Here is a 25,784-nt window from a genome sequence, read left to right on the forward strand (position 1 = left end):
GCGTCAGCGCAGGTGATAGCCGCGAAACTCCTTGACCGTCGACAGGCTGAGCAGCGTCTTCATCTGAGATACTGCCGGGATGGCCGACAGCGAGCTGCGGTAAAGCGCCTCGTAATCGGCGGGGGAATGCACACAGACCCGGATCAGGAAATCAAACTCGCCGGTGATCATGTGACATTCCAGGATCTCGGGCATCGACAGGATCGCCTTTTCAAAGGCTTCCAGGTCCTCGCGCCGTTGCGAATTCAGTTTCACCTCGATAAAGACCTGCACCTCCAGCCCCACGGTCTGGCGGTCGATCTGGGCAGCATAGTTGCGGATGATGCCCTCTGCCTCCATCAGCTTGACGCGCCGGTGACACGCCGATAACGACAGCCCGATCCGCTCGGACAGGGCCGACATCGAGATCTGGCCGTCCTGCTGCAAGACGGAAAGAATCTTCTTGTCTAGGCTATCCATCGGAAATTTTCTCACTTCATCATTCAGATTAGGATTTTTTCCGAAAATTTTCCGACTGACAAGGAATTTTCGAAACAAATCGCCTGATCTGTGGTGTACTTTACAAGTGCGTCAGAAAGACGCGCAGCATTCCCAGGGAGGAAGACATGACAACCAAATTCGTCGTCGGCTACGACGGCAGCGCGGCGTCCCGCAGGGCGCTCGACTTCGCCATGGAGCGGGCGAAGGCTGGCGGAGCCTCGATCATCGTCGCACATGTTCTGGAATGGTCGCCCTACTCGTTCCTGACACCGACCGAGATCGAAGAGCGCCACAAGCGCCGCGCCGAGGAAATGGCGCGCGCCGAAACCGCGATCCTGGCCCCGCTCAAGGCGGAACTGGCCAGCAGCGGCGTCGAGGTCGAGACCGCGATCCGCTACGGGCAGGTCGCCGACACGCTGTGTGACATCGCCACCAAGAGCGGTGCGGCACAAATCTTCATCGCACGTCAGGGTGAAAGCGGCCTGGCCGCGCGTGTTTTCGGCTCGGTTGCCGGAACGCTCGCACAATGCGCCCCCGTGCCCTGCACGATCGTGCCGTAAACGGCCAACAGACGAGGGATATCATGAACACAACCACCAAAGCCGCGGCACTGGCCGCGCCGATGGCCATGCTGAGCGCGGCACCGGTCCTGGCCCAGTCCATCGACGAGAAGGTCAATCAGATCTTCGCCAGCTCGACCGGCTGGTTCGTCAATTTCATCTTCAGCCCCTTTCCCGGCACTTCCTTTCCCTGGATCGTGATGTGGCTGGTGATCGCCGCCACGGTGTTCACGCTCTATTTCGGGTTCATCCAGTTCCGGGCGTTTCCGCATTCCATCTCGCTGGTCAAGGGCGACTATTCCGACCCCAATGACGCGGGCGAGGTCAGCCATTTCCAGGCGCTGGCCACCGCGCTGTCGGGTACCGTGGGTCTGGGCAACATCGCCGGTGTGGCCGTTGCCGTGGGCATCGGCGGTCCGGGCGCGACCTTCTGGATGATCCTCGCCGGCCTGATGGGCATGGCGTCGAAATTCACCGAATGTACGCTTGGTGTGAAATACCGCAACGAATATGCAGACGGCACCGTTTCGGGCGGCCCGATGTATTACATGACCAAGGGTTTTGAAGAGCGTGGCATTCCGGCGGGCAAGTTCCTGGCCATCCTGTTCTCGATCTTCTGTATCCTGGGCGCCTTTGGTGGCGGCAACATGTTCCAGGCCAACCAGGCGCATGCGCAGATCACCAATGTTGTGGGTGAGTTCCCGGGCTGGATCACCGGTCTGATCTTTGCCGGTATCGTCTTTGCCGTGATCGTCGGCGGCCTGAAATCCATCGCCAGCGTGACCGAAAAGGTCGTGCCGTTCATGGGCGTGCTCTATGTGGCCACCGCGCTGGTCATCATCCTGATGAACGCGGACATGATCGGCTGGGCATTCGGCCAGATCTTTGCCGGCGCCTTTACCGGGCTGGGCATTGCCGGTGGCATGGTCGGCGCGCTGATCCAGGGCTTCAAGCGGGCCGCCTTCTCGAACGAGGCGGGCGTGGGTTCGGCGGCCATCGCCCACTCGGCGGTGCGCACCAAGGAGCCGATCACCGAAGGCTTCGTGTCGCTGCTGGAGCCGTTCATCGACACCGTGGTGATCTGCACCATGACTGCGCTGGTGATCATCATCACCGGTCAGTTGGTCAGCGATCCCAATACCGGCCTCTATCTGCTGGACGAGGGCGCAAGCACCATCCAGACCGTGGACGGCAACAAGGGCGTGGCTCTGACTTCGGCGGCCTTCTCCTCGGCCTTCCCGTTCTTCAAGTACATCCTGGCCATCGCGGTGATCCTATTTGCCTTCTCGACCATGATCAGCTGGTCCTATTACGGCCTCAAGGCCTGGACCTTCCTGTTCGGCGAAGGCCAGACCAAGGAACTGGTGTTCAAGGTGATCTTCTGCATCTTCGTGGTGATCGGCGCGTCGGCCAGCCTGGGCCCGGTCATCGACTTCTCGGATGCGGCGATCTTTGCCATGGCGGTTGTCAACATCATCGCACTCTATCTGCTGATGCCGATCGTCAAGAAAGAGCTCGACTCCTACCTGTCGCGGCTCAAGTCGGGCGAGATCAAGAAGTTTAGCTAAGACCAAGAACTAAATGAAAAGGGCGGGGGAAACCTCGCCCTTTTGCGTTGGAGAAAAGGTAATTGACCTGAGCGGGCCTTTTGCCTGTCGGGGGGCATTGTGGCGCGCAGCTGTCCCGGCCCGATGATCCGATCGTCAGCCCATCGTCTCAAAAGTCTGCCTTGGCAGGAGATGCGAACGTTGTGAATGACCAGAGCTCTGCCTTTGGCAGGGATTATTCCGCCGCCAATGCTTTCTGCCGACAATAACAGGATGCCTTGATGGGCACCTCGGATCGAGCCGCCGCCTTGTCCAGCTGCAGCTTGATGTGGGCGGCCTCAACCGTTTCGCCACGCCGGGTGAGGCATTCGTGAAGTCCGTGCAGGCTCCACACATTTCCCGGATGCTGGCATGCTCGGCTGAGCGTGGTGTCCAGGCCAAGGTCGGCGCGATATACCGCCTCTGCCTCCTCCATCTGGCCCTGTTCAAGGAGCAAGGCACCGAGCGCGTGGCGGGTGGGCTGCATCCATCCCCAGGGCTCGTCGTAGGGGAGGTTGTCGTCGATCTCCACAGATTTGCGCAGATGATCAAAAGCGGTTTCGTGCTCTCCCTTGTGATAGGCGAGTTCACCCAGCATCATTTGTTCGGCGACCTTGAGAATGTCACGACACGTGTTGTTAAACAGCATGCGGCTTTCGGGGACCCGCGCCAACGCCTCATAGAACTCCGCCTTTTCTTGCTCGGCCTCCTCGATCCTGTGCAGGTTGGCCAACGCAACCGTGCGCGCATAGCGCATCATGGCGCTCGTTACGCAATAGAGCTCTTCATCCTTTGGCAGATCCTGATCCAGAATATCTTGCCACCGTCCAAATCTGATCAGCACATGCTGTTTCATGGGGACGAAGCCTTCAAACCAGTCGGCCATAGGGCGAAGAGTTTCCGATGGCAAGGTGTCGATGAGTTCTTCGGCCGTTTCCAGTGCAGCTGTGGGCTGCCCCAGGAACATCGCACCGTAGATCTTGAAGTGATAGTTGTGGCACCGATAGACGGAGTAGAAGTTGTCCGGTCCTTCGCGCTCGAGGAATTTCCGGTCTGCCACAATCGCCGCATGATTGCGTAGCACCACGTTCATGTAATCTCCACACAAGACGTCGACATGGGTCGGCATATGGAGCAGGTGTCCGGCATCGGGTACCAAAGTGCTCAGTGCATCCCCATGACGAAGCGCCCGCTCGGGATGCGGCGACATCTCCATCAGATGAATGTACATGTGTAACAGTCCAGCGTGCTGCCATGCGCCGGGAAGCGAGGCAAAAGCTTTGTCGAGCAACGCGATGGCTTCAAGCGTGTCGGCCCCATCCGCCGGTTTCCCTGTCGGGAGATCCCAAAGCTGCCAGGGTGTCCGGTTCATGATCGCCTCGGCAAATATGGCGCACACATCGAGATCCTGACCGAATTGGGCATGAACTTTTCGCATCGCATCGGCGAACGCATCATTCCAAGGGCTGAAATCCTCGATATCCGATGATGTGGGGTAGCGCGCCGGGATGGCTTCGATCAGAGCGCGCTCAACCGGTGTTAGCTGGTTGAGCAGCGCCATGGCTGAACCGATGGACGACTTCGCCAGTCTTAGGCAGTCAGGCTTTTCCTCATCTTCAAACGCCTCCCAAGGCTTGTTGTAGTTTGGCCCGATACAGTAGGCGATGCCCCAGTGCGCCATAGCGCAGCCCGGATCTTCAGCCACGGCATTCTGAAAACAAATGATCGCCTCTTCGTGGTTATAGGCGTATGTCCAGGCCAAACCCCGATCAAACCAACGCTGGGCTGCATCAGACCTTGTTGTCACTTTCCGGGAGTAGCTCCCGAGTTCGTAATATTCCATGGCACTATCCTTCCATCCAATTGTTTAACCATACGACGGAAGCGCTCGTTTCCAAAGGGACGGTGCAAACGGGTTTCCATATGGGCATAGGCTCAAGATACTGGTTGCTTCGGACGCTGATCTGCCGTTCTCCATTTTGCTGCATATTCAAGGTCGGCTGACGACGTGAAGGTCAACTTCATGTGACGTTGGACACGCGCACTTGTCCTACAAGACCGCTTTTCCTTGCCAAGCCGGCGTTGTACCCCTGACGGAACCCAAGAGCGGAGACTGCCCTATGCCCGATACGATGCTGCTGTTGCAGATGCTGGCCCTGCTGATCGCGATCGGCGCCTTTGCCGGGGTGCTGGCGGGGCTGCTGGGCGTGGGAGGCGGTATCGTGCTGGTCCCGGCCTTTTTCTATGCGTTCCAGACGCTGGGCTATGGCGGGCCGCAATTGATGCAGATGTGCCTGGCCACGTCGCTCGCCACCATCATCGTGACCTCTCTGCGCTCGGTCCTGAGCCACAACAAGAAGGGCGCGGTGGACTGGGATATCCTGCGCGGCTGGGGGCCGGGGATCGCGGTGGGCGCGGTTCTGGGGGTGATGGTGGCGGCTTCGCTGCGCTCGGTCGCGTTGCAGGCGCTGTTTGGCGTGCTGGGCATCGTGATCGGCGCCTATCTGGGGCTGGGCCGTGCCCATTGGCGGCTGGGCGAGGCGATGCCCGTCGGTCCGCGCCGGTTGATCCTGTCGCCCATGGTGGGCTTTCTGTCGGTACTGATGGGGATCGGCGGCGGCAGCTTTGGCGTGCCGCTGATGAGCCTTTACAACACGCCCATTCACCGCGCTGTCGCCACCGCCGCGGGCTTTGGCGTGATTATCGCGGTTCCTTCGGTGCTGGGGTTCCTGCTGTTACAGATCGACCCGGCGCAGCGGCCGCCGCTGACGGTGGGGGCGGTCAATCTGGTGGCATTCGGCGTGGTCATCTGCATGACCCTGATCACCACCCCCTGGGGGGTGAAGCTGGCCCATGCGATGGACCCCAAGCCGCTGAAACGCATATTTGCGGTGTTCCTGACCCTGGTGGCGCTCAACATGCTGCGCAAGGCGCTGGGATGGTAGAGGAGTTTCTGCGCCGGGGATGGCTGCGGTTTCCCTTCGACCCGGTGCTGGCGGATTGGGTCGCTCATGTTCTGCCTGCCGCGCGGCGGGCGGTGACGGACCCGGCCCATGCGCAATGGCTCGATTGCGAGGGGACATGGTTCATCGGCGTCGATGCATTGGACAATGACGAAACGGGCCGTGTGGGGGACGGTCCGCCGCTGGCGGGCCAGGCGATCGACTTCATCACCCGTCACCTGGGTATGCTGCCGCTGCATCGTGGACAGGTCTCGGTGACTTATCCGGGTTATCCCCGTCCGCGCCGGGGCGAGGGCGAGGCGGCCTTTCGCTATCGCCTGAACCGGGGGGCGGCGCATGTGGATGGGTTGAAGCCCTCGGGCCCCGACCGGCGCCGTCATGTCGATGAACCGCATGGCTGGATCCTCGGCCTGCCGCTGACCGAGGCGCCGCCCGAGGCCGCGCCGCTGATCCTGTGGGAGGGCAGCCACCGCATCCTTGGTCCCGCCCTGGCCCGCGCGATGGAAGGGTATCCCCCCGAGGAGTGGCACCGGATCGACGTGACCGACGCCTATCAGTTCGCGCGGCGCGAAGTGTTCGAAACCTGCCCGCGAATCGCCCTGCATGCGCGCCCGGGCGAGGCCTATCTCCTGCATCGGCACTGCCTGCACGGGGTTGCCCCCTGGGCCGAAAGTGTCGATGCCGGTCCCGATGGCCGCATGATTGCCTATTTCCGGCCCGAACTACCCGGAGGGGTCAGAGAGTGGATCGAGTACCCGTAAACGGTGAAGAACACGTCCTTTTGCGTGAAATGCGCGACTTTCTTTCGCGAGCAGGATGTAAACTGGAAACAATCCGAAAAACCCCGCTAACTTCCTGAAAAATGTGATATTTTTGCACAGTTTTTTTGGGTTTGGGGGAATGTGATTATGCTGACGGCTCTTATTTTGCTCGGCACGGCCCTGACGGTCGGGACGATCGTTTGGGCAATTGATGAAAGTGACGATGACGACAGCTCGGGCGGGCGCGAAGAACCGCCTGAAAACCCCGAGATCACCGGTACCGAGGGCAACGATCTGCTTCAGGGAACGGACCTGGCAAACAGGATCAGCGGTGGTGCGGGGGACGATACCCTGTCTGGTGGCGGCGGCGATGATGTGATCTTTGCCGGGCTCGGCAATGACAGCGCCGATGGCGGCAGCGGCAACGATGCGCTGCGTGGCGCGGGTGGCAACGACACGCTGTCGGGAGAGGGCGGTGACGACTTCCTGCATGGCAGTACCGGTCAGGACCTTTTGTCTGGTGGTGCCGGGAGCGACACGGTGCAGGGTGGCTTTGGAAATGACCGTTTGTCCGGCAATGGCGGCGATGACAGTCTTGACGGTGGCGGCGGGTCGGATGCGGTCTTTGGCGGCGACGGCAATGACGCCGCCGAAGGCGGTAGCGGAGACGATGTGCTGCGCGGTCAGGAGGGCGACGACTCTCTCTCCGGCGGCGACGGTGCCGACCTGCTGCATGGTAGTACCGGGCTGGATCTTCTGGACGGAGGCGCGGGCAACGACACTCTGCTGGGCGGCTATGGTGGTGACCGATTGTCGGGGGGTGCTGGCAATGACAGCCTCGATGGCGGGGTTGGGCCGGATGCGATCGACGCCGGGGACGGTAACGACATCGCATTGGGTAGCGCCGGAGATGACGTCCTGCGTGGTCAGGAGGGCGAAGACAGCCTGGCGGGCGGTGACGGCGCCGATGTGCTGCGCGGCGGTCTGGGCAAGGATACGCTGCTGGGCGGCAATGACAACGACAGCTTGCTGGGTGGTTATGCAGCGGACCGGATCCTTGGCGAGGCGGGCGCTGACAGCCTCGACGGCGGTGCCGGATACGACCTGCTGGACGGTGGCGACGGAAATGACACGATCATGGCACTTGTCGGCCGGCCCGGCACTGAGGCCTCGGGCATGATGGACCAACTGGATCCTGACACCATCCTGGGTGGCGCGGGCGATGACGAGTTGTGGCTGGGCAGCGGCGATCAGGCCACCGGCGGCGATGGGGCCGACACATTCGTTGTCGGGCCCTGGATGCAGGAGACCGCGGTTGCGCGGATCGACGATTTCAATGCCGCCGATGATCGGGTGCGGATCGAGGTGCCCAGCGGCAGCAGCGGCGATGTGACCGTCGAGGAGGAACCCGACAATGAGGGCGTTGCGCTTGTTCTTTACGACGGCGTCATCGTGGCGTGGATCGACGGGGCTTATCCGGGACTGACAGCCGCCGATATCCAGGTTGTGGAAAACGATGACCTGCTGACGGCGTGAAGCCCCGCATCACGGGATGCCGCCCATGCGTTCCGGAGACGGGCTACGGTCGGCATCTGCTTCGGGACAGAAAGGCTCACTCCTGCGCCTGCCGCGCGGCCCGGCCACCCCGGCGCTTGCGCAGTTGCGGCGCGCGGCCTGGCAAGTCTTCCATGATGGCGCGGCGCTCTTCGGGCTGCATCTTCGACCAGCGCGAGATCTCGTCGATGGTGCGGAAACAACCCGTGCAGATGCGTTCGGTCGGGTGCACCACGCAGATGCGGATGCAGGGGCTGTCGACCTCGTTGCGTTTCCAGACCATGTCGGACATCGGCCAAAGCCCCTTAGAGATTGCGCAGGCGATCCAGCGCCCCTTGCAAGATATAGGCCGCTGCGACGTGGTCGATCACCTCTGAGCGACGCTTTCGTGTCGTATCCGCCTCAAGCAGTGCCTTTTCCGCCGCTACCGTGCTCAGGCGCTCGTCCCAGAAGGTGATCGGAACCTCGGTCAGGCGGCTCAGGTTGCGTGCAAAGGCGCGGGTCGACTGACAGCGCGGCCCCTCGCTGCCATCCATGTTGCGGGGCAGGCCCAGCACGATCCCTGCGATCTCGCGCTGCTCGACAATTGCAAGCAGGGCGCTGGCATCCAGCCCGAACTTCTTGCGGCGGATGGTTTCCAGCGGGGTGGCCACGCCGCGCATCCGGTCCGAGACCGCGACACCGATGGTCTTGTCACCCAGATCAAGCCCGGCCAGCGCACTGAACGGGGGCAGGGCGGCGGCGAATTCCTCGACCGTGTCGCAGATCATTCGCCCAGCCCCGCCTTTTGCGCGGCGCTTTCTATCAGCACCAGCGCATCCGCGCTTTCGGCAAAGACCTGACGCGCCTCCTCCAGGATGGCGCGGGCGCGGTCGGTGTCGCCCAACACGGCAAGGGCGCCGATCAGGCGACCCCATTCCTGCGGCGTTCCGCCTTCGGTGGCCAGCCGGGTCGACAGGCGGGTCACCATGCCCCGGATCATCTCGGCACGGGTCTCGGCGTCCATCTCGGAGGCGGCTTCGACATCCTCGCGCCGCGGTCCGGGCAGAGAGGCGGTGTCGGCCGGTGGGGCTGGCGGGGTATAGTCGTTGACCCCGGCCCGCATCGCCAGTTCGCCGATCTGGTCGCGGATCGCCTGACCCCAGGCGGTGCCCGCCGGAGCGGTCTGCAACGTGCGCGCCCAGGTGTTGAAGGCAAGGTCGGGCCGCCCGATCTGGGCCAGCATGGTGCCCCAGTAATAGCGCGCGGGCCCGTATTCGGGGTCGCGCCGCAGCGCCTCGAACAGCACCGCCTCGGCCTCGGGTGACACATAGCCGCCGGCGGCGCGGATCATCAATTCGGCCTGTTCGGTGAAATCCTGCGGACTGGCATCGCCCTGAAGCAGGGCGATCACGCGTCCCTTGGCGGTATAGGCCGCCTGGAAGTTGCCGGTATTGGCCTCATGCTGGGCCAACAGCATATGGCCCTGGATATCGTCGGGGCGCTGGGCCACGGTGTCGCGCAGTTTCTCCAGCAGATCGGCATAGCCCGGTTCCAGCTGAAGCGCGGGTTGCGGTGGCACACGTGCTTCGGCCTCGGCCTGGCCGGGGCGGTCGGTGCGGTTGGCCTCGGCAATGTCGAGGCGCAGTTGCAGCGGCAGGTCGCCATAGCCCGGCGCGCCCAGCCGGGAGTAGAGCGTCATCGTGCCGCCCACGATCACCACCGCACCAACCAGTGCCGCCAGCCCGACCTTGCGGCGGGACTGCCCGGCGCCTTCGGCCTCGGCGCGCATCTGGGTATCGGCGGCCAGGATGCGGCGCGAGATCTCGGTTCGGATGCGCTCGGCATCAGCGGCGTCGATCACGCCGCGCGCCAGATCGCGGTCAACGCCCGCCAACTGATCGCGATAGACACGCAGGTCATAGGCCGCCGCCGGTTCCGCCGCAGCGCGTGCGCGCAGCATCGACAGCGCCAGCAGCGCCGCCACGGTCAGGGCCATCAGGGTGACGAGGATCCAGAATGTCATGAGCGCTCCGCGTTGATGCCCTTCATCTAGACCTGCCTGTGCGCTGAAAAAAGGGGCAAAAGGACGCGAGGCGGTGCCATGTCGCAATCTCGCAATATTGCGGCGGTCCGGGACGGGGCTATGCTGGGGGGGCACGGCATATCTGCCACCAAGTCACGAACCGGATCGGATTCGCACATGAAGCACTATTCCGCCTTTGCCGTTGCGCGCGAAGCGCTGCGTTATCACACCGGATGGGAGCGCGCCTGGCGCTCGCCCGAACCCAAGAAGCGCTATGACGTCGTCATCGTCGGCGCTGGCGGTCACGGGCTTGCCACCGCCTATTACCTTGGCAAGAATTACGGCATCCAGAATGTGGCCGTGATCGAGAAGGGCTGGCTTGGCGGCGGCAATACCGGGCGCAACACCACCATCATCCGCTCGAACTACCTCCAGGATCCTTCGGCGGCGATCTATGAAAAGGCCCGCTCGCTCTACGAGACGATGAGCCAGGACCTGAACTATAACGTGATGTTCAGCCCGCGCGGCGTGATGATGCTGGCCCAGACCCAGCACGAGATCCGCGGCTACAAGCGCACCGCGCACGCCAACGCGCTGCAAGGGGTCAAGACCGAGTGGATCGGCCCCGAGCGCGTCAAGGAACTGGTGCCGATCATCAACCTGCACGGGCCGCGTTACCCGGTGCTGGGCGCGCTCTGGCAAGAGCGGGGCGGCACCGCGCGTCACGATGCGGTGGCCTGGGGCTATGCGCGGGCCTGTTCGGCCATGGGCATGGACATCATCCAGCAATGCGAGGTCACCGGCGTGCGCCGCGAGGGCGGCCAGGTCGTCGGTGTCGACACCACCAAAGGGTCGATCGACTGCGGCAAGCTGGGCGTCGTGGTGGCGGGCCATTCCGGCCAGCTGGCCGAGATGGCGGGCTTCCGCCTGCCGGTCGAGGCGCTGGCGCTTCAGGCGCTGGTTTCCGAGCCGATCAAACCCTGCATGGACGTGGTGGTGATGGCCAACACGGTGCATGGCTACATGTCGCAATCCGACAAGGGCGAGATGGTGATCGGCGGCGGCACCGACGGGTTCAACAACTTTACCCAGCGCGGCAGCTTCCACCATATCGAGGAGACCGTGCGCGCCCTGGTCGAGACCTTCCCGATGATCAGCCGGCTCAAGATGCTGCGCCAATGGGGCGGCATCGTGGATATGACCGGGGACCGCTCGCCCATCATCTCGAAAACGCCGCTGGGCGGCTGTTTCATCAACTGCGGCTGGGGCACTGGCGGGTTCAAGGCGATCCCCGGATCGGGTTGGGCGATGGCACAGTTGATGGCAACGGGCCATTCGCCGCTGGCCGAGGCCTTCTCGCTCGACCGCTTCAAGGAAGGCCGCTTCATCGACGAGAGCGTGGCCGCAGGGGTGGCGCATTGACCAAGATTTTTCTCCGAAAAATCTTGTGCAGAGTTTTCGTCGAAAACTCTGCCCGCCGCGCAGTCGCGAGGGGGGCGTGATGGCCTATTCCGAAGCCCTGGCCGAGACGATGCGCGCCGATCTGGGCGTCGAGCCGGGCCTGTCCGAAAAGAAGATGTTCGGCGGGCTGTGTTTCCTGTTGCATGGCAACATGGTCTGCGGCGTCACCCGCGACGGCGCCATGTACCGCCCCGGCAAGGCACAAGAGGCCCAGGCGCTGGAACTGGGCGCGCAGCCGCTTTCGTTCACCGGCCGCCCGATGGGCGGCATGGTGGAGCTGGACGCCGGCACCTTTGAAGACGACGCGCTGCGCGCAAAACTGACCGAATTCTCGCTGGCCCATGCGGCCGGCCTGCCGCCGAAAGGATGAAGACATGCTGATCCTTACCTGTCCCTATTGCGGGGTCGAGGCCGATGAAACCGAACTCGCCGCGGGCGGCGAAGCGCATCTGAAGCGTTTTGGCCCGGGCTCGAGCGATGACGAGCTTCATGGCTATCTGTTCACCCGCGAAAACCCCAAGGGCGTGCATCTGGAACGCTGGCGCCATGCCTCGGGCTGCGGCAAGTGGTTCCATGCCGCCCGCTGTACCGCCACGCTGGAAGTGTTCGGCACCTATTCGGCGCAGGTCAGCGGCCCGCCGCAGGAAATCCGCGACGCGATCAGCGCCAAACGCCCCGGCTGGAGCTGGAGGGAATTCTCCTGATGTCCGCCTCTGTCATGTCTTTCTCTTGCGAAAGGTTCACGTAAGATGAGCACCCGTCTCGCGAAACAGGGCCGCCTGATCGACCGTTCGAAACAGGTGACCTTTACCTTTAACGGCACCACCATGCGCGGGTATGAGGGCGATACGCTCGCCTCGGCGCTGCTGGCCAACGACCAGATGATGATGGGCCGTTCGTTCAAATATCACCGCCCGCGCGGGGTGGTGGCCAGCGGCGCCGAAGAACCCAACGCGCTGGTCGGTCTGGGTGAGGGGACGCGGTTCGAGCCGAACCAGCGCGCCACCACGACCGAGCTGTTCGATGGTCTCAAGGCCGCCAGCCAGAACCATTGGCCGAACCTCGATTTCGATATCGGGGCGGTGAACACCTATCTGTCGCGCTTTCTGCCGGCGGGCTTTTACTACAAGATGTTCATCCACCCGGCGCCGTTCTGGAAACATGTCTATGAACCGATCATCCGCCGCTCGGCCGGTCTGGGCAAGGCGCCCAACAAGGAGCTGGTGGATGCCGATACATATGAGCATTTCCATGTCCATACCGATATCCTGGTGATCGGCGGCGGCGTGGCCGGGTTGCAGGCGGCCAAGGTGGCAGCAAGCTCGGGCGCTCGGGTGCTGCTGATCGAGCAGACCGCCCATTGGGGCGGGCGCGCGCCGGTCGATGGCGGCACTATCGACGGCCTCTCGCCCGACGAATGGGTGAGCCGCACCGTGGCCGAGCTGGAAGCGATGGACAACGTCACCCTGCGCGCCCGCACCATGGGCGCCGGTGTCTATGACCACGGCTATGCGCTGGGATACGAGCGGGTGGCCGACCATACCCCCGGCGTGCCCGGGCCGCGCCACCGGTTGTGGCGGATCCGCGCCAAGCAGATCGTCAGCGCCACCGGCGCCATCGAACGCCCGCTGTCCTTTGCCGGCAACGATGTGCCCGGCGTGATGCTGGCGGGCGCGATGCGCGACTATGTGGTGAACTGGGGCGTGACCCCGGGCCAGCGCGTGGTGGTTGCCACCAACAATGACGATGCCTATCGCACCGCGATCATTCTGAAACAGGCCGGAGTCGATGTGCTGCGCATTCTCGACGCCCGCAAGGAGGGTGGCGGCGCGCTGGCCGACGAAGCGCGCGCGCTGGGCATCCGGGTCGATCCGGGCAAGGCGATTGCCAAGGTCAAGGGCGGCAAGCGGGTCAAGAAGATCTCGATCTGCAACCAGGACGGTGTCGGCGGCGCCCGCGAAGAGGTCGAGGCCGATGCGGTCGCGATGTCGGGCGGCTGGTCGCCGGTGGTACATATGTGGTCCCATTGCGGTGGCAAGCTGATCTGGGACCGCGCCAATGCGCATTTCCGCCCCGATCCCGACCGCCCGCCGCTGGGCGCGGATGGCAAGGGATATGTGGTGGCTGCCGGGTCCGCAAACGGCCCGCTGGCGCTGGATCAGGTAATGGCCGATGCCGATGCCGCGGGCAAGGCCGCGGCCAAGGCGGCAGGCTTTACCCCCAAGCGCACCAAGGCGCCCGAGGGGGCGGCCGAGGGCGAGAACGCGATGGAACCCGTCTGGCTGATGCCCGCCAATGCCGAGGTGCAGCTGCGGATGAAATCCTGGCTCGACTTCCAGAACGACGTCAAGGTCTCGGACGTGCAGCTGGCCGCGCGCGAGGGGTATGAAAGCGTCGAGCACACCAAGCGCTATACCACGCTGGGCATGGCGACCGATCAGGGCAAGTTGAGCAATATCAACGGCCTGGCGATCCTTGCTGATGCGTTGAACGCGGATATCCCGCAGGTTGGGACCACCACCTTCCGCCCGCCCTATACGCCCATCTCGATGGGTGCCATCGGCGGCGAGGCGCGCGGCGAGGTGTTCCAGCCGGTGCGCAAGACGCCGATCTATGACTGGAGCAATGCCAATGGCGCCGACTGGGAACCGGTCGGCCAGTGGCGCCGTCCCTTTGCCTATGTCCGTCCGGGCGAAAGCGTGCATGACGCGGTCAATCGCGAGGTCAAGAACACCCGCGAGAACCTCGGCCTGCTCGATGCCTCGACGCTGGGCAAGCTGATCGTCAAGGGGCCGGACGCGGGCAAGTTCCTCGACATGCTCTACACCAACATGATGAGCACGCTGAAACCGGGCAAATGCCGCTATGGCCTGATGTGTTCGGAAAACGGGTTCCTCATCGACGACGGCGTGGTTGCGCGGATCGACGAGGACACGTTCCTGTGTCACACCACCACCGGCGGCGCCGAGCGTATCCATGGCCACATGGAAGAATGGCTGCAAACCGAATGGTGGGACTGGAAAGTCTATGTCGCCAACGTGACCGAGCAATATGCCCAGATCGCCGTGGTCGGCCCCAAGGCCCGCAAGGTGCTGGAAAAGCTGAACGCCAAGGCGGGCGGCGGCATGGATCTGTCGGCCGAGGCGCTGCCCTTCATGGAATGGCGCGACGGGCGGATCGGTGAGTTCGACGCGCGGGCCTATCGCATCTCGTTCTCGGGCGAGTTGAGTTACGAGATCGCGGTTCCGGCAAGCCAGGGTCTGGCCTTCTGGGAGGCGCTGGTGGATGCGGGCAAGGAATTCGGCGTCATGCCCTATGGCACCGAGTGCCTGCACATCCTGCGCGCCGAAAAGGGCTTCATCATGATCGGGGACGAGACCGACGGCACCGTGATCCCGCAGGATCTGGGGCTGCACTGGGCTCTGTCCAAGAAAAAGGACGATTACCTGGGCAAGCGCGCGCAGGAACGCAGCCACATGGCCGATCGCGACCGCTGGAAACTGGTGGGTCTGGAAACGGTCGACGGCTCGGTTCTGCCGGATGGCGCCTATGCGGTGGGCGAGGGCGTCAACGCCAATGGTCAGCGCAACATGATCGGGCGGGTCACCTCGACCTATTACTCGGCGAACCTGGGCCGTGGCATCGCCATGGGCCTGATCCAGCACGGGCCGGACAGGATGGGCGAGATCGTCGAATTCCCCGGCACCGACGGCAAGACCTACAAGGCCAAGATCGTGGACCCGGTTTTCTATGACAAGGAAGGGGCGAAACAGAATGTCTAAACCTGTCAGCGCATTGATGGGTGCCGCCTATGACGGCATCGTGCGGGGCGAGGAATGCGGCCTGCAAGGCATGATCACCCTGCGGGGCGATCTGGCTTCGAAACCGGTCATCGCAGCGGCCACCGGCGCCACCGGGCAGGACATGCCCGGCCAGCGCCGCGCCAATGTGGCGGGTCAAAGCGGTCTGTGCTGGATGTCGCCCGACGAGCTGCTGGTGCTGGTGCCCCATGCCGAGGTCGGCGACAAGCTGGCCGCCATGACCAAGGCCTTGGGCGATGCCCATAGCCTGGCGGTGGATGTGTCCGACGCCCGCGCCATGTTCCGTGTCTCGGGCGCAAACGCGCGCGAAGTGATGGCCAAGCTCGCCCCGGTCGATTTCGCCCCGGGCGCGTTCGGCCCCGGCGATTTCCGCCGCTCGCGCCTGGCGCAGGTGGCCGGTGCCTTCTGGATGGAGGAGGATGGCAGCTTCTGCATCATCTGCTTCCGGTCGGTCGCCGATTACGTGTTCAAGCTGCTGAAAGTGGCTGCACAACCGGGAAGCGCTGTCGGCGTGTTTTGAGCGCTTCGGCGGCTTTGTCGCCAGCGATTGAATTGCCCGGTCCCTGATGGGGGCCGGGCTTTTATGTTTCGGGATGATCATTTGCCGCGAAAGGAGAGGACTTGCGTCAGAGATATCCTAGCGCGACGGCGTGTTCTGCACGATCCGTTGAGTGGTCGAAGTACCGTTGGGTCCGCTCCCTCAGCCGCTGAACAGGAAACTGCGAAAGCGGCTTTGGGCCTCGGGCGCGGTCAGGTCGGCGGCGGCGCCGGCCTCGTCGGTGGCCGAGGCGTAGAAGTCCAGCGCGCCTGCAAGGCCTGCCATCGCCTCGGGCCGCGCCGCTTCCTCCAGAAACGGGGCGTGCGTCGACAGGTAAAAGGCGGGGCGATGGGCGCGCAGCCAGTTGGCCAGCGTCGGCACCACGCCAAACTCGGCCCCTTCGACATCCATCTTGACCAGCGAGACGCCGGACAGGTCGCCGGTTTGGGCGAACTGGTCCCAGCCGATGGTCAGCGCCTCGGTGCCATGCGCCCCCGACGCCAGCAGCGAGGTCATCGAATCCCCGGCCTCGCCCCCGAACGAGGCCATGCGCGCCAGCCCGAACCCGTCCGACAGTGCCACGCCAAAGGCCGAGACATTGCGGATGTCGTTCAGCTCCAGATTCCACAACAGATGGCGCAGCGCCACCGGATCGGGCTCGAAACACCAGACATGGCGCGCCCGGCGCGCGGCATAAAGCACGGTCGGCCCGATCCAGGCGCCGATATCGACATAGTCGCGATCGGGCGACAGGTGCTGGTCGAGCACGGCAAAGGTTTCAGGCTCCCAGCCGCCGGCCGTGGCCTTGCGCCAGAATTTGGAATGATAGGGGTCGAGCCGGAAGGGCTCGCCATTCAGCGCGCCCGCATAATAACCGCGCGCCCGGTAGGCCATCTTGCGCAATCCGGTGAACATGTGCCCCATACCCCGCTTTTGCCGTCTCGGCCCTTGACCTCTGCCCGCCCGGGAAGCATGTAACCATGGGACCGCAACAGAAATTTCAACAGGGGGCCAAGATGGCTTTTGAACTTCCCGACCTTCCTTATGCACATGATGCGCTGGCTTCCAAGGGCATGAGCGCCGAGACGCTGGAATATCACCACGACCTGCACCACAAGGCCTATGTCGACAACGGCAACAAGCTGATCGCCGGGACCGAGTGGGAATCGAAGTCGATGGAAGAGATCATCACCGGCACCTACAACAAGACCGCCGTGGCGCAGAATGGCATCTTCAACAACATCAGCCAGCTGTGGAACCACAACCAGTTCTGGGAAATGATGGGCCCGGGCGATAGCAAGATGCCGGGCGAACTGGAAAAGGCGCTGGTCGAGAGCTTTGGCTCGGTCGACGAGTTCAAGTCGCAGTTTTCGGCCGCCGGTGCCGGGCAGTTCGGCTCGGGCTGGTGCTGGCTGGTCAAGAATGCCGACGGTTCGCTGGCCGTGACCAAGACCGAGAACGGTGTGAACCCGCTCTGCTTTGGTCAGACCGCTCTCTTGGGCTGCGACGTGTGGGAGCATTCCTATTACATCGACTTCCGCAACAAGCGCCCGGCCTACCTGACCAACTTCCTCGACAATCTGGTCAACTGGGAAAACGTCGCCTCGCGCATGTAAGCGCCGCAAGCTGGCAGGCTTTCGACCCGGTCCCTGTTTCGGGGGCCGGGTTTTTTCTTTGGCAGAGGAGGGGGCGCTGCCCCCGCCGCCTGAAGGCGACTCCCCCGGAGTATTTTTTGCGAAATGAAGGGGCTGGCCAGGCGGGGTGGCAGAGGGCATTCTGCCGCCGGGAGGACGAGCGCATGACAGACATGTCCCAGGAACCGCTGGTGGGCGAGGAACTGAGCGAGGCTGTGCTGACCCTGACCCTGGGTCGGGCGCCCGCGCATCCTTTGTCGCGGGCGATGATCGCGGCGCTGCACGACGCATTGAGGCGTGCAATGGTCGATGATCGGGTGCATGTGCTGGTGATCCATGGGCCGGGGCGCATTTTCTGCGCCGGGCATGACCTCAAGGAGATTGCGCGCCACCGGGCCGACCCCGACGAGGGCAAGGCCTTTGTCAGCGAGCTTTTCGCGGCCTGCGCTGCGTTGATGCTGGACCTCGCGCGGTGCCCCAAGCCGACCATCGCCATGGTCGAGGGGATTGCCACCGCCGCCGGCCTGCAACTGATGGCCTCTTGTGATCTGGCCTATGCCTCTCCTGCCGCGCGATTCTGTCTGCCGGGGGTGAAGAATGGCGGCTTCTGTACCACGCCCGCTGTGGCTGTATCGCGTCTGATCGGGCCGCGCGCAGTCAAGGAAATGGCGATGACCAGCGCCACCTATGGCGCCGACTGGGCACTGGCGGCGGGGCTGATCAACCGCATCCTGCCCGACGAGACGCTGGCGGCGCATGTGGGTGCGCTGGCCCGTGACCTGGCCGCGTGCAATCAGGGTCCGCTTCGACGCGGGATCGCGACGCTCGACCGGCATCTGGACCTGCCGCTCGAGGATGCCTATGCGCTGGCGACCCCGGTGATGATCGAGCATTTCATGGATCCGGGTCGTCGCCATCAGGACTGGACCGAGTGAGCAACAACGCGCGCTTGCCAAGCGGCTCCGCGCGGGGCATCACCGCGCGGTAAACGGGCAGGGGCGGGCAGGGCATGGACGAGCGCGGGCGCGGTATTCTGGCGATGATCGGGACCTGTCTGGTCTGGGGTCTTTCGCCGCTCTATTACAAGCTGCTCGCGCATGTGCCCCCGCCCGAGGTGCTGTCGCATCGCACCTTCTGGTCTGTCCTGCTGTTCGGTGTCTATCTGGCGATGCAGGGGCGGCTGGGAGAACTGCGCCGCGCCTATGCCGGCCCGCGACAGACCGGGCTGATCGCGCTGGCGGCGGTGATGATCTCGCTCAACTGGTTCGTCTTCATCCTGTCGATCCAGCTAGGACACGCCACCGAGGCCTCGATGGGCTATTACATCTTTCCGCTGATCGCGGTGCTGATCGGGCGGTTCTGGTTCGGCGAGCGGCTGAGTGGCGGACAATGGCTGGCAGTGGTGCTGGCGGCGCTGGCGGTTGCCCTGCTGACCTGGGGGCTGGGCGTGGCACCCTGGGTGGCGCTGATCCTGTCTTGCAGCTTTGCGCTCTATGGCGCGGTCAAGAAGTTCCTGCCGCTGGGGCCGGTGATCTCGGTGACTGCCGAGATCGTGATCATGATGCCGCTGTTCCTGTCGGTGCTGGCCTGGTTCCATCTGCGTGGGCAGGGGGCGTTCGGCGGCGATCTGGCCACCTCTCTTCTGTTGATCGGGTCGGGGCCGCTGACGGCGATCCCGCTGATCCTGTTCAGCTATGCGGCGCGCAGGGTGCCGCTGTCGACCGTCGGCGTGCTGCAATATATCAACCCGACCCTACAATTCATGTGCGCGGTGGTGATTTTTGGCGAGCCCTTCACCCGCTGGCACGGCATCGCCTTTGCGTTGATCTGGGGGGCGGTGGCGGTCTTCTCGCTGTCGCTGATCCGTCAGGACAGGGCGGAGCGCAGGGCCGCCATCGCGGTCTCGGGCGTATCGACCCAGGTCAGGTAGTCCGCCAGCGAGGCATCGGCAAAGCCCTGGTCCACCGTGCGCTCGATCAGTGCGCGCAAGGGGTCCCAGTAACCGTCTACATTCATCACCAGGATGGGTTTGTTATGCAGGCCCAGCTGGCGCCAGGTCAGCGCCTCGAACAGCTCGTCCAGAGAGCCGGGGCCGCCGGGCAGCACCACCACCGCGTCGGCGTTCATGATCATCACCTTCTTGCGCTCGTGCATGGTTTCTGTGACGACGAATGTGCTCAGGTCGGTCTTGCCGACCTCGCGGCGCAGCAGGTGCACCGGGATCACGCCAAAGGTCTCGCCGCCGGCGGCCTGGGCCGCGCGCGCGACCTCTCCCATCAGGCCCACATCGCCGGCGCCATAGACCAGCCGCCAACCCGCCTCGGCCAGCAGGGCGCCCATCCGGCGGGCCGCCTCGGCATAGGCGGGCATTGCTCCGGCGCGCGATCCGCAATAGATACAAACGGATTTGACGGTCATGAGCGGCCTTTCCGGGATTCCGTGAACAGAGAGATGGGGCTCTGATATCGGGAACGGCGGGGCGGCTCAACCGTGATGGGACGGACCGGACCGTGAGTCTGATCCGTGAATGGGGAAGGACGGACATGGCAGGAGAAACCGGAACCGGGGGGCTTGGCGGTATTGGCTGGGCAGTCGTTGCGGGGGGCGTTCTGGTGGTCGGGGTGGCCGGGCTCTATTTCGGTGGGCTGATCGGCGGCAGGCAGGATCCGGCAGCGCCGATTCCCGTTGTGGCCAATGCTCCACAAGCTTCTGAAGAAAAAGAGGAAAACCCCGCGGTTGCAGCGGTCGAGCCAACGGCTGAAGCCAAGTCCGACCCCGCGCCAGAAGTCGCAGCCGCGCCTGCTTCGGAACCCGAGGCCACAGCCGAGACCGCCACGACGGAACCGGAGGCCACCGCCGAAGCAGAGAGCGAGGCCGCGCCCGAAGCAGCCGCCGCCGCTTCGGTTGAGACAACCGAACAGCCTGCCGCGCTTGCTGCGCCGGTACTGGATCAGATCTTTGTCGAGCCGGACGGCACCGCGCTGCTTTCCGGCACCGCGCCCGCAGGCGCGCGAATCGCGGTGTTGCTGGATGGCGCGGCACTGCATGATTTCGAAGTGCCCCGCGATGGTAAATTCGCCGAGTTCCTGACGGTGCCGTTCAGCGCCGCCGCCCGCGTTCTGACCCTGCGCGCCGCCCGCGACGGGCAAGAGGCGCTGTCTGGCGACTACATCCTTGCCGCGCTGCCCGAACCGCAGCCGGTTGCGGTTGCCGAGGCCACGCCCGAGGCGCAGCCCGAGCCCGTCGAGCTTGCCGAGGCCACGCCCGAGGTGCAGCCCGAGCCCGTCGAGCTTGCCGAGGCCACGCCCGAGGTGCAGCCTGAACCCGTCGAGCTTGCCGAGGCCACGCCCAAGGTGCAGCCTGAACCCGTCGAGCTTGCCGAGGCCACGCCCGAGGCGCAATCCGAACCCGCCGAGATCAAGCCCGAAGCGCAACCGGTCGAGACTGCAAAAGCCGCGCCCGAGCCCGCACCAGCGGCAAGTGATGCCGAAGCGGCGCCCTCCACGGACACCGCGCGCGCCGAAGCGCCCGCAGAGGATGCGGCCGAAACACCTGTGATCGAGAGTGCCGAGGCGACAGCCCCTGCGCCCGCGCCGGAGCCGGAACCGGCTGAAACGGCCGAGGCGCCCCAACCCGCACCGCAGCCCACCTCACCGGAACAGACCGCCGCGGCAACAGCGGATCCGGCCACGCCCGCCGCAACCGAACCGGCTGTCAGCGAACAGCCCGCCACCGAACAGACCGCCGAACAGCAGACCGCCGAGGCGCCGCAACCCGCCGCCACGCCCGAAGCGCCCGCCCGCGTGGCGGTGCTGCGCTCGGACGAGAGCGGGGTGGAACTGGTCCAGCCCGCCGAGCAACCCCAGACCGCGGAACCGCTGCGGGTGGCGCTGGACACGATCGGCTATAACGATGCGGGCAATGTACGCCTTGCGGGTCGCGCCAATGTCGGCTCGCTGATCCGGGCCTATTTCGACAACCGCGCCGTGGCCGACATGACCGCCGATGCGCTGGGCAAATGGCGCGGCGAAATCTCGGATATCGCGCCCGGTGTCTATACGCTGCGGCTGGACGAACTGGATGGGCAGGGCGCGGTGCTGAGTCGGCTGGAAACCCCGTTCAAGCGCGAGGCGCCCGAGGTGCTGCGCCCGGCCCAGACCGCGGCAGAGCCGGGCACCACGCCCCAACAGCCGCCGGTGCGCGTGGTCACCGTGCAGAAGGGCGATACGCTCTGGGCCATCTCGCGCGAGCGCTACGGGGATGGCGTGCTCTACGTCAAGGTGTTCGAGGCCAATCGCGACTCCATCCGCAATCCCGACCTGATCTATCCCGGCCAGGTCTTTACCGTGCCCGAGTAAGCGGCGGCCTTGTGCCGCCACGCTCTAGGGGTTACCCCGAACCGACGCTCTGACCGCAACGAGGGTACGTGATGAGACGACTGGCACACACCGCCCCGGCGGATCAGACCGCATCCGCCGAGCGCCGCTCGGGCTGGCGCACCCTGCGCCGGGTGGCACCCTATCTCTGGCCCGAGGGTGAGGGATGGGTCAAACGCCGGGTGGTGGCGGCCTTGGCGATGCTGGTGCTGGCCAAGCTGATCGCGGTCTATACCCCCATCCTCTACAAGGGCGCGGTCGACGCGCTGGCGGGCGAGGGCGTGCCGCCGCTTGCGCTGGGCGCGGTCGGGTTGACCGTGGCCTATGGCGTGGCACGGATGATGACAGTGGGGTTCCAGCAGTTGCGTGACGCGCTGTTTGCCCCGGTCGGTCAGCGGGCGCTCAGGGCGCTGGCGCTGGAGACCTTTCGCCATATCCACCGGCTGTCGATGCGCTATCACATCACCCGCAAGACTGGAGGGCTGAGCCGGATCATCGAGCGCGGGGTCAAGGGGGTCGAGTTCCTCTTGCGCTTCATGCTGTTTTCCATCGGGCCGCTGATCCTGGAATTGGTGCTGGTGGCGGCGATCCTGATGTACCTGTTCGATGTCTGGTATCTGGCCGTGGTGGTGGGAACCATCGCTCTTTATATCTGGTTCACTTTCGCGGTGACCGAATGGCGGGTCAAACTGCGCCGCGAGATGAACGATCAGGATACCGAGGCCAACCAGCGCGCCATCGACAGCCTGCTGAATTTCGAGACGGTCAAGTATTTCGGCGCCGAGGAACGGGAGGCGAACCGCTATGACCAGTCGATGCAGGCCTATGCCAGCGCGGCGCTCAAGACCTCGTATTCATTGGCGTTTCTCAACTTTGGCCAGTCTTTCCTGATCACCTGCGGCCTGATCGGGGTCATGGTGCTGGCAGCGCTGGGGGTACAGGCGGGACAACTGACCGTGGGCGATTTCGTCATGGTCAACGCCTATATGATCCAGATCACCGTTCCGCTCAACTTTCTGGGCACCGTCTATCGCGAGATCCGGCAGGCGCTGGTCGATATGGGCGAGATGTTCGATCTGCTGGAACAGCCCGCCGAGGTCAGCGACAAGCCGGGTGCCGCGCCGCTCAAGGTCAGCGGCGGCGAGATCACGTTGAAGGACGTACGGTTCGGCTATGAGGCGGATCGCGAGATCCTCAAGGGCGTGACACTCGACGTACCGGCGGGGCAGACCGTGGCCATCGTCGGCGCCACCGGCTCGGGCAAGTCGACCATCGGGCGGCTCTTGTTCCGGTTCTACGATGTGACCGGCGGCGCGCTGTGCATCGACGGGCAGGACATCCGGGATGTGACCCAGACCAGCCTGCATGACGCTATCGGCGTCGTGCCGCAGGACACCGTTCTGTTCAACGACACCATCCGTTACAACATCGCCTATGGACGCGAGAATGCCACCCAGGCCGATGTCGAGGCGGTGGCGCGCGCGGCCCAGATCCACGACTTCATCGCCTCGCTGCCCGAAGGCTACGACACCAAGGTGGGCGAGCGCGGGCTGAAACTGTCGGGGGGTGAGAAACAGCGGGTGGGCATCGCGCGCACCCTGCTCAAGAACCCGCCGATCCTGCTGCTGGACGAGGCGACCAGCGCGCTCGACACCGAGACCGAGCAGGAGATCAAGGAAGCGCTGGCGCTGGCGGGCGAGGGGCGCACGGTGATCACCATCGCCCATCGCCTCAGCACCATCGCCGAGGCCGACAAGATCGTGGTGCTGGAAAAGGGCGAGATCGTCGAGCAGGGCACCCATGACGGGCTCTTGTCACGTGGCGGGCGCTATGCGCAGCTCTGGGCGCGGCAGCAGGCGGGCGAGGACGAGGCAGCCTGACGCGCGCGCGCGCCATGGAACCGTCATTTGCCCTTCACAGTCATGCCCTTTTCGCGCGATAGCTGGAACGCGCCCGTGGGTTGCGGGCGCGTTACGAGGATCAACGCCGTGTTGCGGCACCAGTTTCAGAAACTGACCGTCCTATTTGCCCTGGAGATGCTGGCCATCATCCTGGTCTTTCAAGTGTTTTCGTCGGTTGAATGCAGCCTTACCGATAGCGAACCCGCCTGCCGGGCCTTGCGGGGTGCGACCATCCGCATCCTGTGTGTCGGGATCGGTCTGGGTCTGTTCATCTGGTTCCGGCCGCATCTCCGGCGTCGGTTGGTCGCCGCCGCCGACAATCCCGATGGCGAGGCGCGGCGCTGGTGGGCAGTGCATCTGATCGGGTTGGGCCTGATCTTCGTGCCCTGGCTTAGGGCGGATCCGGCCAGTCTGAACGCCGATTTCCAGGCACATCTGGCCACATTGCTGGCGGGGGCGGTCCTGGCTGCGATCGGTGCCCTGTTCCTGCTGCTGCCGCGCCGCGAGCTGCCGGGCCTGCTGCGCGAGGGTGGCGCCGGGCTGGCGCTGGTGGTGCTGGTGGCGCTGCTGATCCCCGATCTGGCCGATGCGCTTGCGCCGCTCTGGTGGGCGTTTCGCGGCCTGATCCTGACCACCTTCTACGGGGTGGCGGTGGTGCTGGCGGCGCTGGGTTTTCACGTGGTGCTCAGCCCCGAGACCGCCACCATCGGCACCGAGGGCTTCTTTGTCGAGATGGCTGGTACCTGCTCGGGGATCGAGGGTTTCGCCCTGACCGCCGGGTTCTTTGCCATCTATTCGGTGCTGATGCGTGACACGCTGCGGCTGGGTCGTTTCTGGCTGATCGTGTTTCCGATGGCGCTGCTGGTCAGCTGGGTGTTCAACATATTCCGCATAGCGGCCCTGATCGCGATCGGGGCGCGGCTGTCGCCGGAACTGGCGGTGAACGGATTTCACAGCTTTGCAGGCTGGCTGTTCTTTACCCTCTTGGCGCTGGGTGTGATCTGGGTGGTGCAGGCGCGACCCTCGCTGCACCGGGCGGCGGTCACGTCGCGCGGAACCGGGGCGCCCGAGCCCCTTCGCGAGGACCTGAATGCGGCATTGATCGCGCCCTTCATCGCGTTCATGCTGTCGGGCCTGCTGGTGCAAAGCCTGTGGCAATCCCCCGCCCTGGGGTATCCCCTTCAGGCGGGGTTGATGGCGGCGGCGTTGTGGATGTTTCGCAAGCCGCTGCTGGCGCTTGACTGGCGCCTGGACCCGGTGGCCCTGATGGCCGGTCTCGTGGTGGGGGCGGGCTGGATCCTGTTCTCTCGCGGCGGCGCCGCGCCCGCGGGGCTGTCAGAACTGACCGGAGCGACGCTGGCAGGATGGATCCTCTGCAGAATACTGGGCACGACGCTATTGGTGCCGATGATCGAGGAGGGGTTTTTCCGGGGCTACCTGCTGCGACTGTTGTCTGGCCCTGCGGCCTGGCAAACGGCCCTGTCAGTCGCTGTGACCAGCCTTGCCTTTGCGCTTCTTCATGGGCGCGTGATCGAGGCCGGTCTGGCCGGCCTCGTCTTTGCCTTGGTCGCGCTGCGCCGGGGGCGTCTGGGTGACGCTGTCCTGGCGCATGCGGTGGCCAACGGGCTGGTCGCGCTGACCGCGCTGCTCACCGGTGACTGGTCCCTGATCTGACGCGCAGGCTCAGCGGCTTTTACGGCGGTGCATCTCGCGTGCCAGCAACAGCCCGGCCGCCACCGCGGCCAGCGCCAGAGCCCCGGTCGAAGCGTCGATCTCGGGCACCGAGGAGCTGGTTCCGCCACCGCCGCCATAGCTCCAGCCACCCCACCACCAGAAGTAGTAGTCATAGGTCTGCGCGGATGCCGATGTGGCTGTCAGAACCAGGGCCGAGATCGCGGTACTTGTCGTGGTAATACCCTTGTTGAGCATTGAGCAGGTCCCCTTTTTCCTTGCGGTCCAACATGCCCGGTTGCCTTGATCTTTTCAAGGTTTTGCCACATTTCGGAGCGGTTCCGGAAACGATGGACGCAACCGCTGGGCGATTGCGTCCATTTCATTGTCAATCAGGCGCGGGGCGGGCCCGATTTGGACCTGCCTTTGCCGCTGATCAGCCCGACTCGGGCTTCATCGCGAGCGGGTGACCA

The 25,784-nt window shown here is 64.5% G+C and carries 24 protein-coding genes; 16 read left to right on the forward strand and 8 right to left on the reverse strand.

Annotated features, from left to right (window positions below):
• Positions 1 to 3: 3 nt before the first annotated feature.
• The gene (locus AC2FLM_RS20890; protein ID WP_234166270.1) at positions 4 to 459 is read right to left on the reverse strand and encodes an Lrp/AsnC family transcriptional regulator; all 456 of its coding nucleotides are present in this window, start codon (positions 457 to 459) and stop codon (positions 4 to 6) included.
• A gap of 146 nt (positions 460 to 605) precedes the next feature.
• Here AC2FLM_RS20890 and AC2FLM_RS20895 point away from each other — a divergent pair, with 146 nt between their 5' ends.
• Positions 606 to 1,040 (forward strand): universal stress protein, encoded by a 435-nt coding sequence (locus tag AC2FLM_RS20895; RefSeq protein ID WP_234136350.1) that lies wholly within the window; start codon positions 606 to 608, stop codon positions 1,038 to 1,040.
• 23 nt (positions 1,041 to 1,063) lie between these two features.
• Positions 1,064 to 2,608, forward strand: a complete 1,545-nt coding sequence (locus tag AC2FLM_RS20900; protein ID WP_496859825.1) for an alanine/glycine:cation symporter family protein — start codon at positions 1,064 to 1,066, stop codon at positions 2,606 to 2,608.
• Positions 2,609 to 2,822: 214 nt separating this feature from the next.
• Here AC2FLM_RS20900 and AC2FLM_RS20905 read toward each other — a convergent pair whose 3' ends face one another.
• Positions 2,823 to 4,469 (reverse strand): tetratricopeptide repeat protein, encoded by a 1,647-nt coding sequence (locus AC2FLM_RS20905; protein WP_496859826.1) that lies wholly within the window; start codon positions 4,467 to 4,469, stop codon positions 2,823 to 2,825.
• A 277-nt stretch (positions 4,470 to 4,746) separates the two neighbouring features.
• Here AC2FLM_RS20905 and AC2FLM_RS20910 point away from each other — a divergent pair, with 277 nt between their 5' ends.
• The 3 genes from AC2FLM_RS20910 (at position 4,747) to AC2FLM_RS20920 (ending at position 7,886) form a co-directional block, all read left to right on the forward strand.
• Positions 4,747 to 5,571 (forward strand): sulfite exporter TauE/SafE family protein, encoded by an 825-nt coding sequence (locus AC2FLM_RS20910; RefSeq protein WP_234218267.1) that lies wholly within the window; start codon positions 4,747 to 4,749, stop codon positions 5,569 to 5,571.
• Positions 5,565 to 6,350, forward strand: coding sequence for a hypothetical protein (locus tag AC2FLM_RS20915; protein ID WP_496859827.1), 786 nt, complete (start codon positions 5,565 to 5,567; stop codon positions 6,348 to 6,350). Before AC2FLM_RS20910 ends, AC2FLM_RS20915 begins: the two co-directional genes overlap by 7 nt.
• 147 nt (positions 6,351 to 6,497) lie before the next feature.
• Positions 6,498 to 7,886: a calcium-binding protein gene (locus AC2FLM_RS20920; RefSeq protein ID WP_496859828.1), complete on the forward strand. Its 1,389-nt coding sequence runs from the start codon at positions 6,498 to 6,500 to the stop codon at positions 7,884 to 7,886.
• 76 nt (positions 7,887 to 7,962) lie between these two features.
• Here the strand turns inward: AC2FLM_RS20920 and AC2FLM_RS20925 are convergent, their stop codons facing one another.
• Genes AC2FLM_RS20925 through ccmI form a run of 3 tightly spaced genes read right to left on the reverse strand, consistent with a single transcriptional unit; the run spans position 7,963 to position 9,909 of the window.
• On the reverse strand, positions 7,963 to 8,196 hold the full coding sequence (locus AC2FLM_RS20925; protein WP_234218264.1) for a DUF1289 domain-containing protein: 234 nt from the start codon (positions 8,194 to 8,196) through the stop codon (positions 7,963 to 7,965).
• 13 nt (positions 8,197 to 8,209) lie between these two features.
• A complete protein-coding gene (gene ruvX / locus AC2FLM_RS20930) occupies positions 8,210 to 8,674 on the reverse strand; it encodes a Holliday junction resolvase RuvX (RefSeq protein WP_234136383.1) in 465 nt (154 codons plus the stop codon).
• A complete protein-coding gene (gene ccmI, locus AC2FLM_RS20935) occupies positions 8,671 to 9,909 on the reverse strand; it encodes a c-type cytochrome biogenesis protein CcmI (protein WP_496859829.1) in 1,239 nt (412 codons plus the stop codon). Before ccmI ends, ruvX begins: the two co-directional genes overlap by 4 nt.
• A 177-nt stretch (positions 9,910 to 10,086) precedes the next feature.
• Here ccmI and AC2FLM_RS20940 point away from each other — a divergent pair, with 177 nt between their 5' ends.
• The 5 genes from AC2FLM_RS20940 to AC2FLM_RS20960 all read left to right on the forward strand — a co-directional run bounded on the left by AC2FLM_RS20940 (position 10,087) and on the right by AC2FLM_RS20960 (position 15,711).
• On the forward strand, positions 10,087 to 11,331 hold the full coding sequence (locus tag AC2FLM_RS20940; RefSeq protein WP_496859830.1) for a sarcosine oxidase subunit beta family protein: 1,245 nt from the start codon (positions 10,087 to 10,089) through the stop codon (positions 11,329 to 11,331).
• A gap of 79 nt (positions 11,332 to 11,410) precedes the next feature.
• Positions 11,411 to 11,740, forward strand: a complete 330-nt coding sequence (locus tag AC2FLM_RS20945; RefSeq protein ID WP_496859831.1) for a TfoX/Sxy family protein — start codon at positions 11,411 to 11,413, stop codon at positions 11,738 to 11,740.
• Between the two features lie 4 nt (positions 11,741 to 11,744).
• On the forward strand, positions 11,745 to 12,074 hold the full coding sequence (locus AC2FLM_RS20950; RefSeq protein WP_496859832.1) for a sarcosine oxidase subunit delta: 330 nt from the start codon (positions 11,745 to 11,747) through the stop codon (positions 12,072 to 12,074).
• Positions 12,075 to 12,119: 45 nt separating this feature from the next.
• Complete coding sequence (locus AC2FLM_RS20955) at positions 12,120 to 15,152, forward strand: sarcosine oxidase subunit alpha family protein (RefSeq protein ID WP_496859833.1); 3,033 nt, start codon at positions 12,120 to 12,122, stop codon at positions 15,150 to 15,152.
• Positions 15,145 to 15,711 carry a sarcosine oxidase subunit gamma gene (locus tag AC2FLM_RS20960; protein WP_496859834.1) on the forward strand — a complete coding sequence of 189 codons (567 nt, stop codon included), beginning with the start codon at positions 15,145 to 15,147 and terminating at the stop codon, positions 15,709 to 15,711. Before AC2FLM_RS20955 ends, AC2FLM_RS20960 begins: the two co-directional genes overlap by 8 nt.
• A 180-nt stretch (positions 15,712 to 15,891) precedes the next feature.
• Here the strand turns inward: AC2FLM_RS20960 and AC2FLM_RS20965 are convergent, their stop codons facing one another.
• Positions 15,892 to 16,644 carry an FkbM family methyltransferase gene (locus tag AC2FLM_RS20965; RefSeq protein WP_496859835.1) on the reverse strand — a complete coding sequence of 251 codons (753 nt, stop codon included), beginning with the start codon at positions 16,642 to 16,644 and terminating at the stop codon, positions 15,892 to 15,894.
• 101 nt (positions 16,645 to 16,745) lie between these two features.
• On the opposite strand from AC2FLM_RS20965, the gene AC2FLM_RS20970 reads away from it, so the two are divergent.
• The 3 genes from AC2FLM_RS20970 to rarD all read left to right on the forward strand — a co-directional run bounded on the left by AC2FLM_RS20970 (position 16,746) and on the right by rarD (position 19,293).
• Entirely contained in the window at positions 16,746 to 17,345 is a 600-nt protein-coding gene (locus AC2FLM_RS20970; protein ID WP_496859836.1) for a superoxide dismutase, read from the forward strand.
• Positions 17,346 to 17,527: 182 nt separating this feature from the next.
• Complete coding sequence (locus tag AC2FLM_RS20975) at positions 17,528 to 18,298, forward strand: enoyl-CoA hydratase-related protein (RefSeq protein WP_234218258.1); 771 nt, start codon at positions 17,528 to 17,530, stop codon at positions 18,296 to 18,298.
• Between the two features lie 74 nt (positions 18,299 to 18,372).
• On the forward strand, positions 18,373 to 19,293 hold the full coding sequence (gene rarD, locus AC2FLM_RS20980; RefSeq protein WP_496859837.1) for an EamA family transporter RarD: 921 nt from the start codon (positions 18,373 to 18,375) through the stop codon (positions 19,291 to 19,293).
• On the opposite strand, the gene AC2FLM_RS20985 is transcribed toward rarD, so the two are convergent.
• The gene (locus AC2FLM_RS20985; RefSeq protein WP_496859838.1) at positions 19,230 to 19,781 is read right to left on the reverse strand and encodes an LOG family protein; all 552 of its coding nucleotides are present in this window, start codon (positions 19,779 to 19,781) and stop codon (positions 19,230 to 19,232) included. The two genes, rarD and AC2FLM_RS20985, sit on opposite strands and share 64 nt — an antisense overlap.
• Before the next feature lie 125 nt (positions 19,782 to 19,906).
• On the opposite strand from AC2FLM_RS20985, the gene AC2FLM_RS20990 reads away from it, so the two are divergent.
• From AC2FLM_RS20990 to xrtE, 3 genes are all read left to right on the forward strand, one after another.
• Complete coding sequence (locus tag AC2FLM_RS20990) at positions 19,907 to 21,721, forward strand: LysM peptidoglycan-binding domain-containing protein (protein WP_496859839.1); 1,815 nt, start codon at positions 19,907 to 19,909, stop codon at positions 21,719 to 21,721.
• Between the two features lie 71 nt (positions 21,722 to 21,792).
• On the forward strand, positions 21,793 to 23,619 hold the full coding sequence (locus tag AC2FLM_RS20995) for an ABCB family ABC transporter ATP-binding protein/permease (protein WP_496859840.1): 1,827 nt from the start codon (positions 21,793 to 21,795) through the stop codon (positions 23,617 to 23,619).
• 111 nt (positions 23,620 to 23,730) lie between these two features.
• Positions 23,731 to 25,314: an exosortase E/protease, VPEID-CTERM system gene (gene xrtE / locus AC2FLM_RS21000; protein WP_496859973.1), complete on the forward strand. Its 1,584-nt coding sequence runs from the start codon at positions 23,731 to 23,733 to the stop codon at positions 25,312 to 25,314.
• A 9-nt stretch (positions 25,315 to 25,323) separates the two neighbouring features.
• Here the strand turns inward: xrtE and AC2FLM_RS21005 are convergent, their stop codons facing one another.
• The gene (locus AC2FLM_RS21005) at positions 25,324 to 25,569 is read right to left on the reverse strand and encodes a VPEID-CTERM sorting domain-containing protein (protein ID WP_496859841.1); all 246 of its coding nucleotides are present in this window, start codon (positions 25,567 to 25,569) and stop codon (positions 25,324 to 25,326) included.
• Positions 25,570 to 25,784 lie beyond the last annotated feature (215 nt).

The sequence above is a fragment of the Ruegeria sp. SAZD011 genome (genome assembly GCF_059612545.1).

Bases quoted from the DNA above. Each gene is read 5' to 3' on its own strand.
- AC2FLM_RS20890 (WP_234166270.1), bottom strand. From the start codon at position 459: ATGGATAGCCTAGACAAGAAGATTCTTTCCGTCTTGCAGCAGGACGGC.
- AC2FLM_RS20895 (WP_234136350.1), top strand. From the start codon at position 606: ATGACAACCAAATTCGTCGTCGGCTACGACGGCAGCGCGGCGTCCCGC.
- AC2FLM_RS20900 (WP_496859825.1), top strand. From the start codon at position 1,064: ATGAACACAACCACCAAAGCCGCGGCACTGGCCGCGCCGATGGCCATG.
- AC2FLM_RS20905 (WP_496859826.1), bottom strand. From the start codon at position 4,469: ATGGAATATTACGAACTCGGGAGCTACTCCCGGAAAGTGACAACAAGG.
- AC2FLM_RS20910 (WP_234218267.1), top strand. From the start codon at position 4,747: ATGCCCGATACGATGCTGCTGTTGCAGATGCTGGCCCTGCTGATCGCG.
- AC2FLM_RS20915 (WP_496859827.1), top strand. From the start codon at position 5,565: ATGGTAGAGGAGTTTCTGCGCCGGGGATGGCTGCGGTTTCCCTTCGAC.
- AC2FLM_RS20920 (WP_496859828.1), top strand. From the start codon at position 6,498: ATGCTGACGGCTCTTATTTTGCTCGGCACGGCCCTGACGGTCGGGACG.
- AC2FLM_RS20925 (WP_234218264.1), bottom strand. From the start codon at position 8,196: ATGTCCGACATGGTCTGGAAACGCAACGAGGTCGACAGCCCCTGCATC.
- ruvX (WP_234136383.1), bottom strand. From the start codon at position 8,674: ATGATCTGCGACACGGTCGAGGAATTCGCCGCCGCCCTGCCCCCGTTC.
- ccmI (WP_496859829.1), bottom strand. From the start codon at position 9,909: ATGACATTCTGGATCCTCGTCACCCTGATGGCCCTGACCGTGGCGGCG.
- AC2FLM_RS20940 (WP_496859830.1), top strand. From the start codon at position 10,087: ATGAAGCACTATTCCGCCTTTGCCGTTGCGCGCGAAGCGCTGCGTTAT.
- AC2FLM_RS20945 (WP_496859831.1), top strand. From the start codon at position 11,411: ATGGCCTATTCCGAAGCCCTGGCCGAGACGATGCGCGCCGATCTGGGC.
- AC2FLM_RS20950 (WP_496859832.1), top strand. From the start codon at position 11,745: ATGCTGATCCTTACCTGTCCCTATTGCGGGGTCGAGGCCGATGAAACC.
- AC2FLM_RS20955 (WP_496859833.1), top strand. From the start codon at position 12,120: ATGAGCACCCGTCTCGCGAAACAGGGCCGCCTGATCGACCGTTCGAAA.
- AC2FLM_RS20960 (WP_496859834.1), top strand. From the start codon at position 15,145: ATGTCTAAACCTGTCAGCGCATTGATGGGTGCCGCCTATGACGGCATC.
- AC2FLM_RS20965 (WP_496859835.1), bottom strand. From the start codon at position 16,644: ATGTTCACCGGATTGCGCAAGATGGCCTACCGGGCGCGCGGTTATTAT.
- AC2FLM_RS20970 (WP_496859836.1), top strand. From the start codon at position 16,746: ATGGCTTTTGAACTTCCCGACCTTCCTTATGCACATGATGCGCTGGCT.
- AC2FLM_RS20975 (WP_234218258.1), top strand. From the start codon at position 17,528: ATGACAGACATGTCCCAGGAACCGCTGGTGGGCGAGGAACTGAGCGAG.
- rarD (WP_496859837.1), top strand. From the start codon at position 18,373: ATGGACGAGCGCGGGCGCGGTATTCTGGCGATGATCGGGACCTGTCTG.
- AC2FLM_RS20985 (WP_496859838.1), bottom strand. From the start codon at position 19,781: ATGACCGTCAAATCCGTTTGTATCTATTGCGGATCGCGCGCCGGAGCA.
- AC2FLM_RS20990 (WP_496859839.1), top strand. From the start codon at position 19,907: ATGGCAGGAGAAACCGGAACCGGGGGGCTTGGCGGTATTGGCTGGGCA.
- AC2FLM_RS20995 (WP_496859840.1), top strand. From the start codon at position 21,793: ATGAGACGACTGGCACACACCGCCCCGGCGGATCAGACCGCATCCGCC.
- AC2FLM_RS21005 (WP_496859841.1), bottom strand. From the start codon at position 25,569: ATGCTCAACAAGGGTATTACCACGACAAGTACCGCGATCTCGGCCCTG.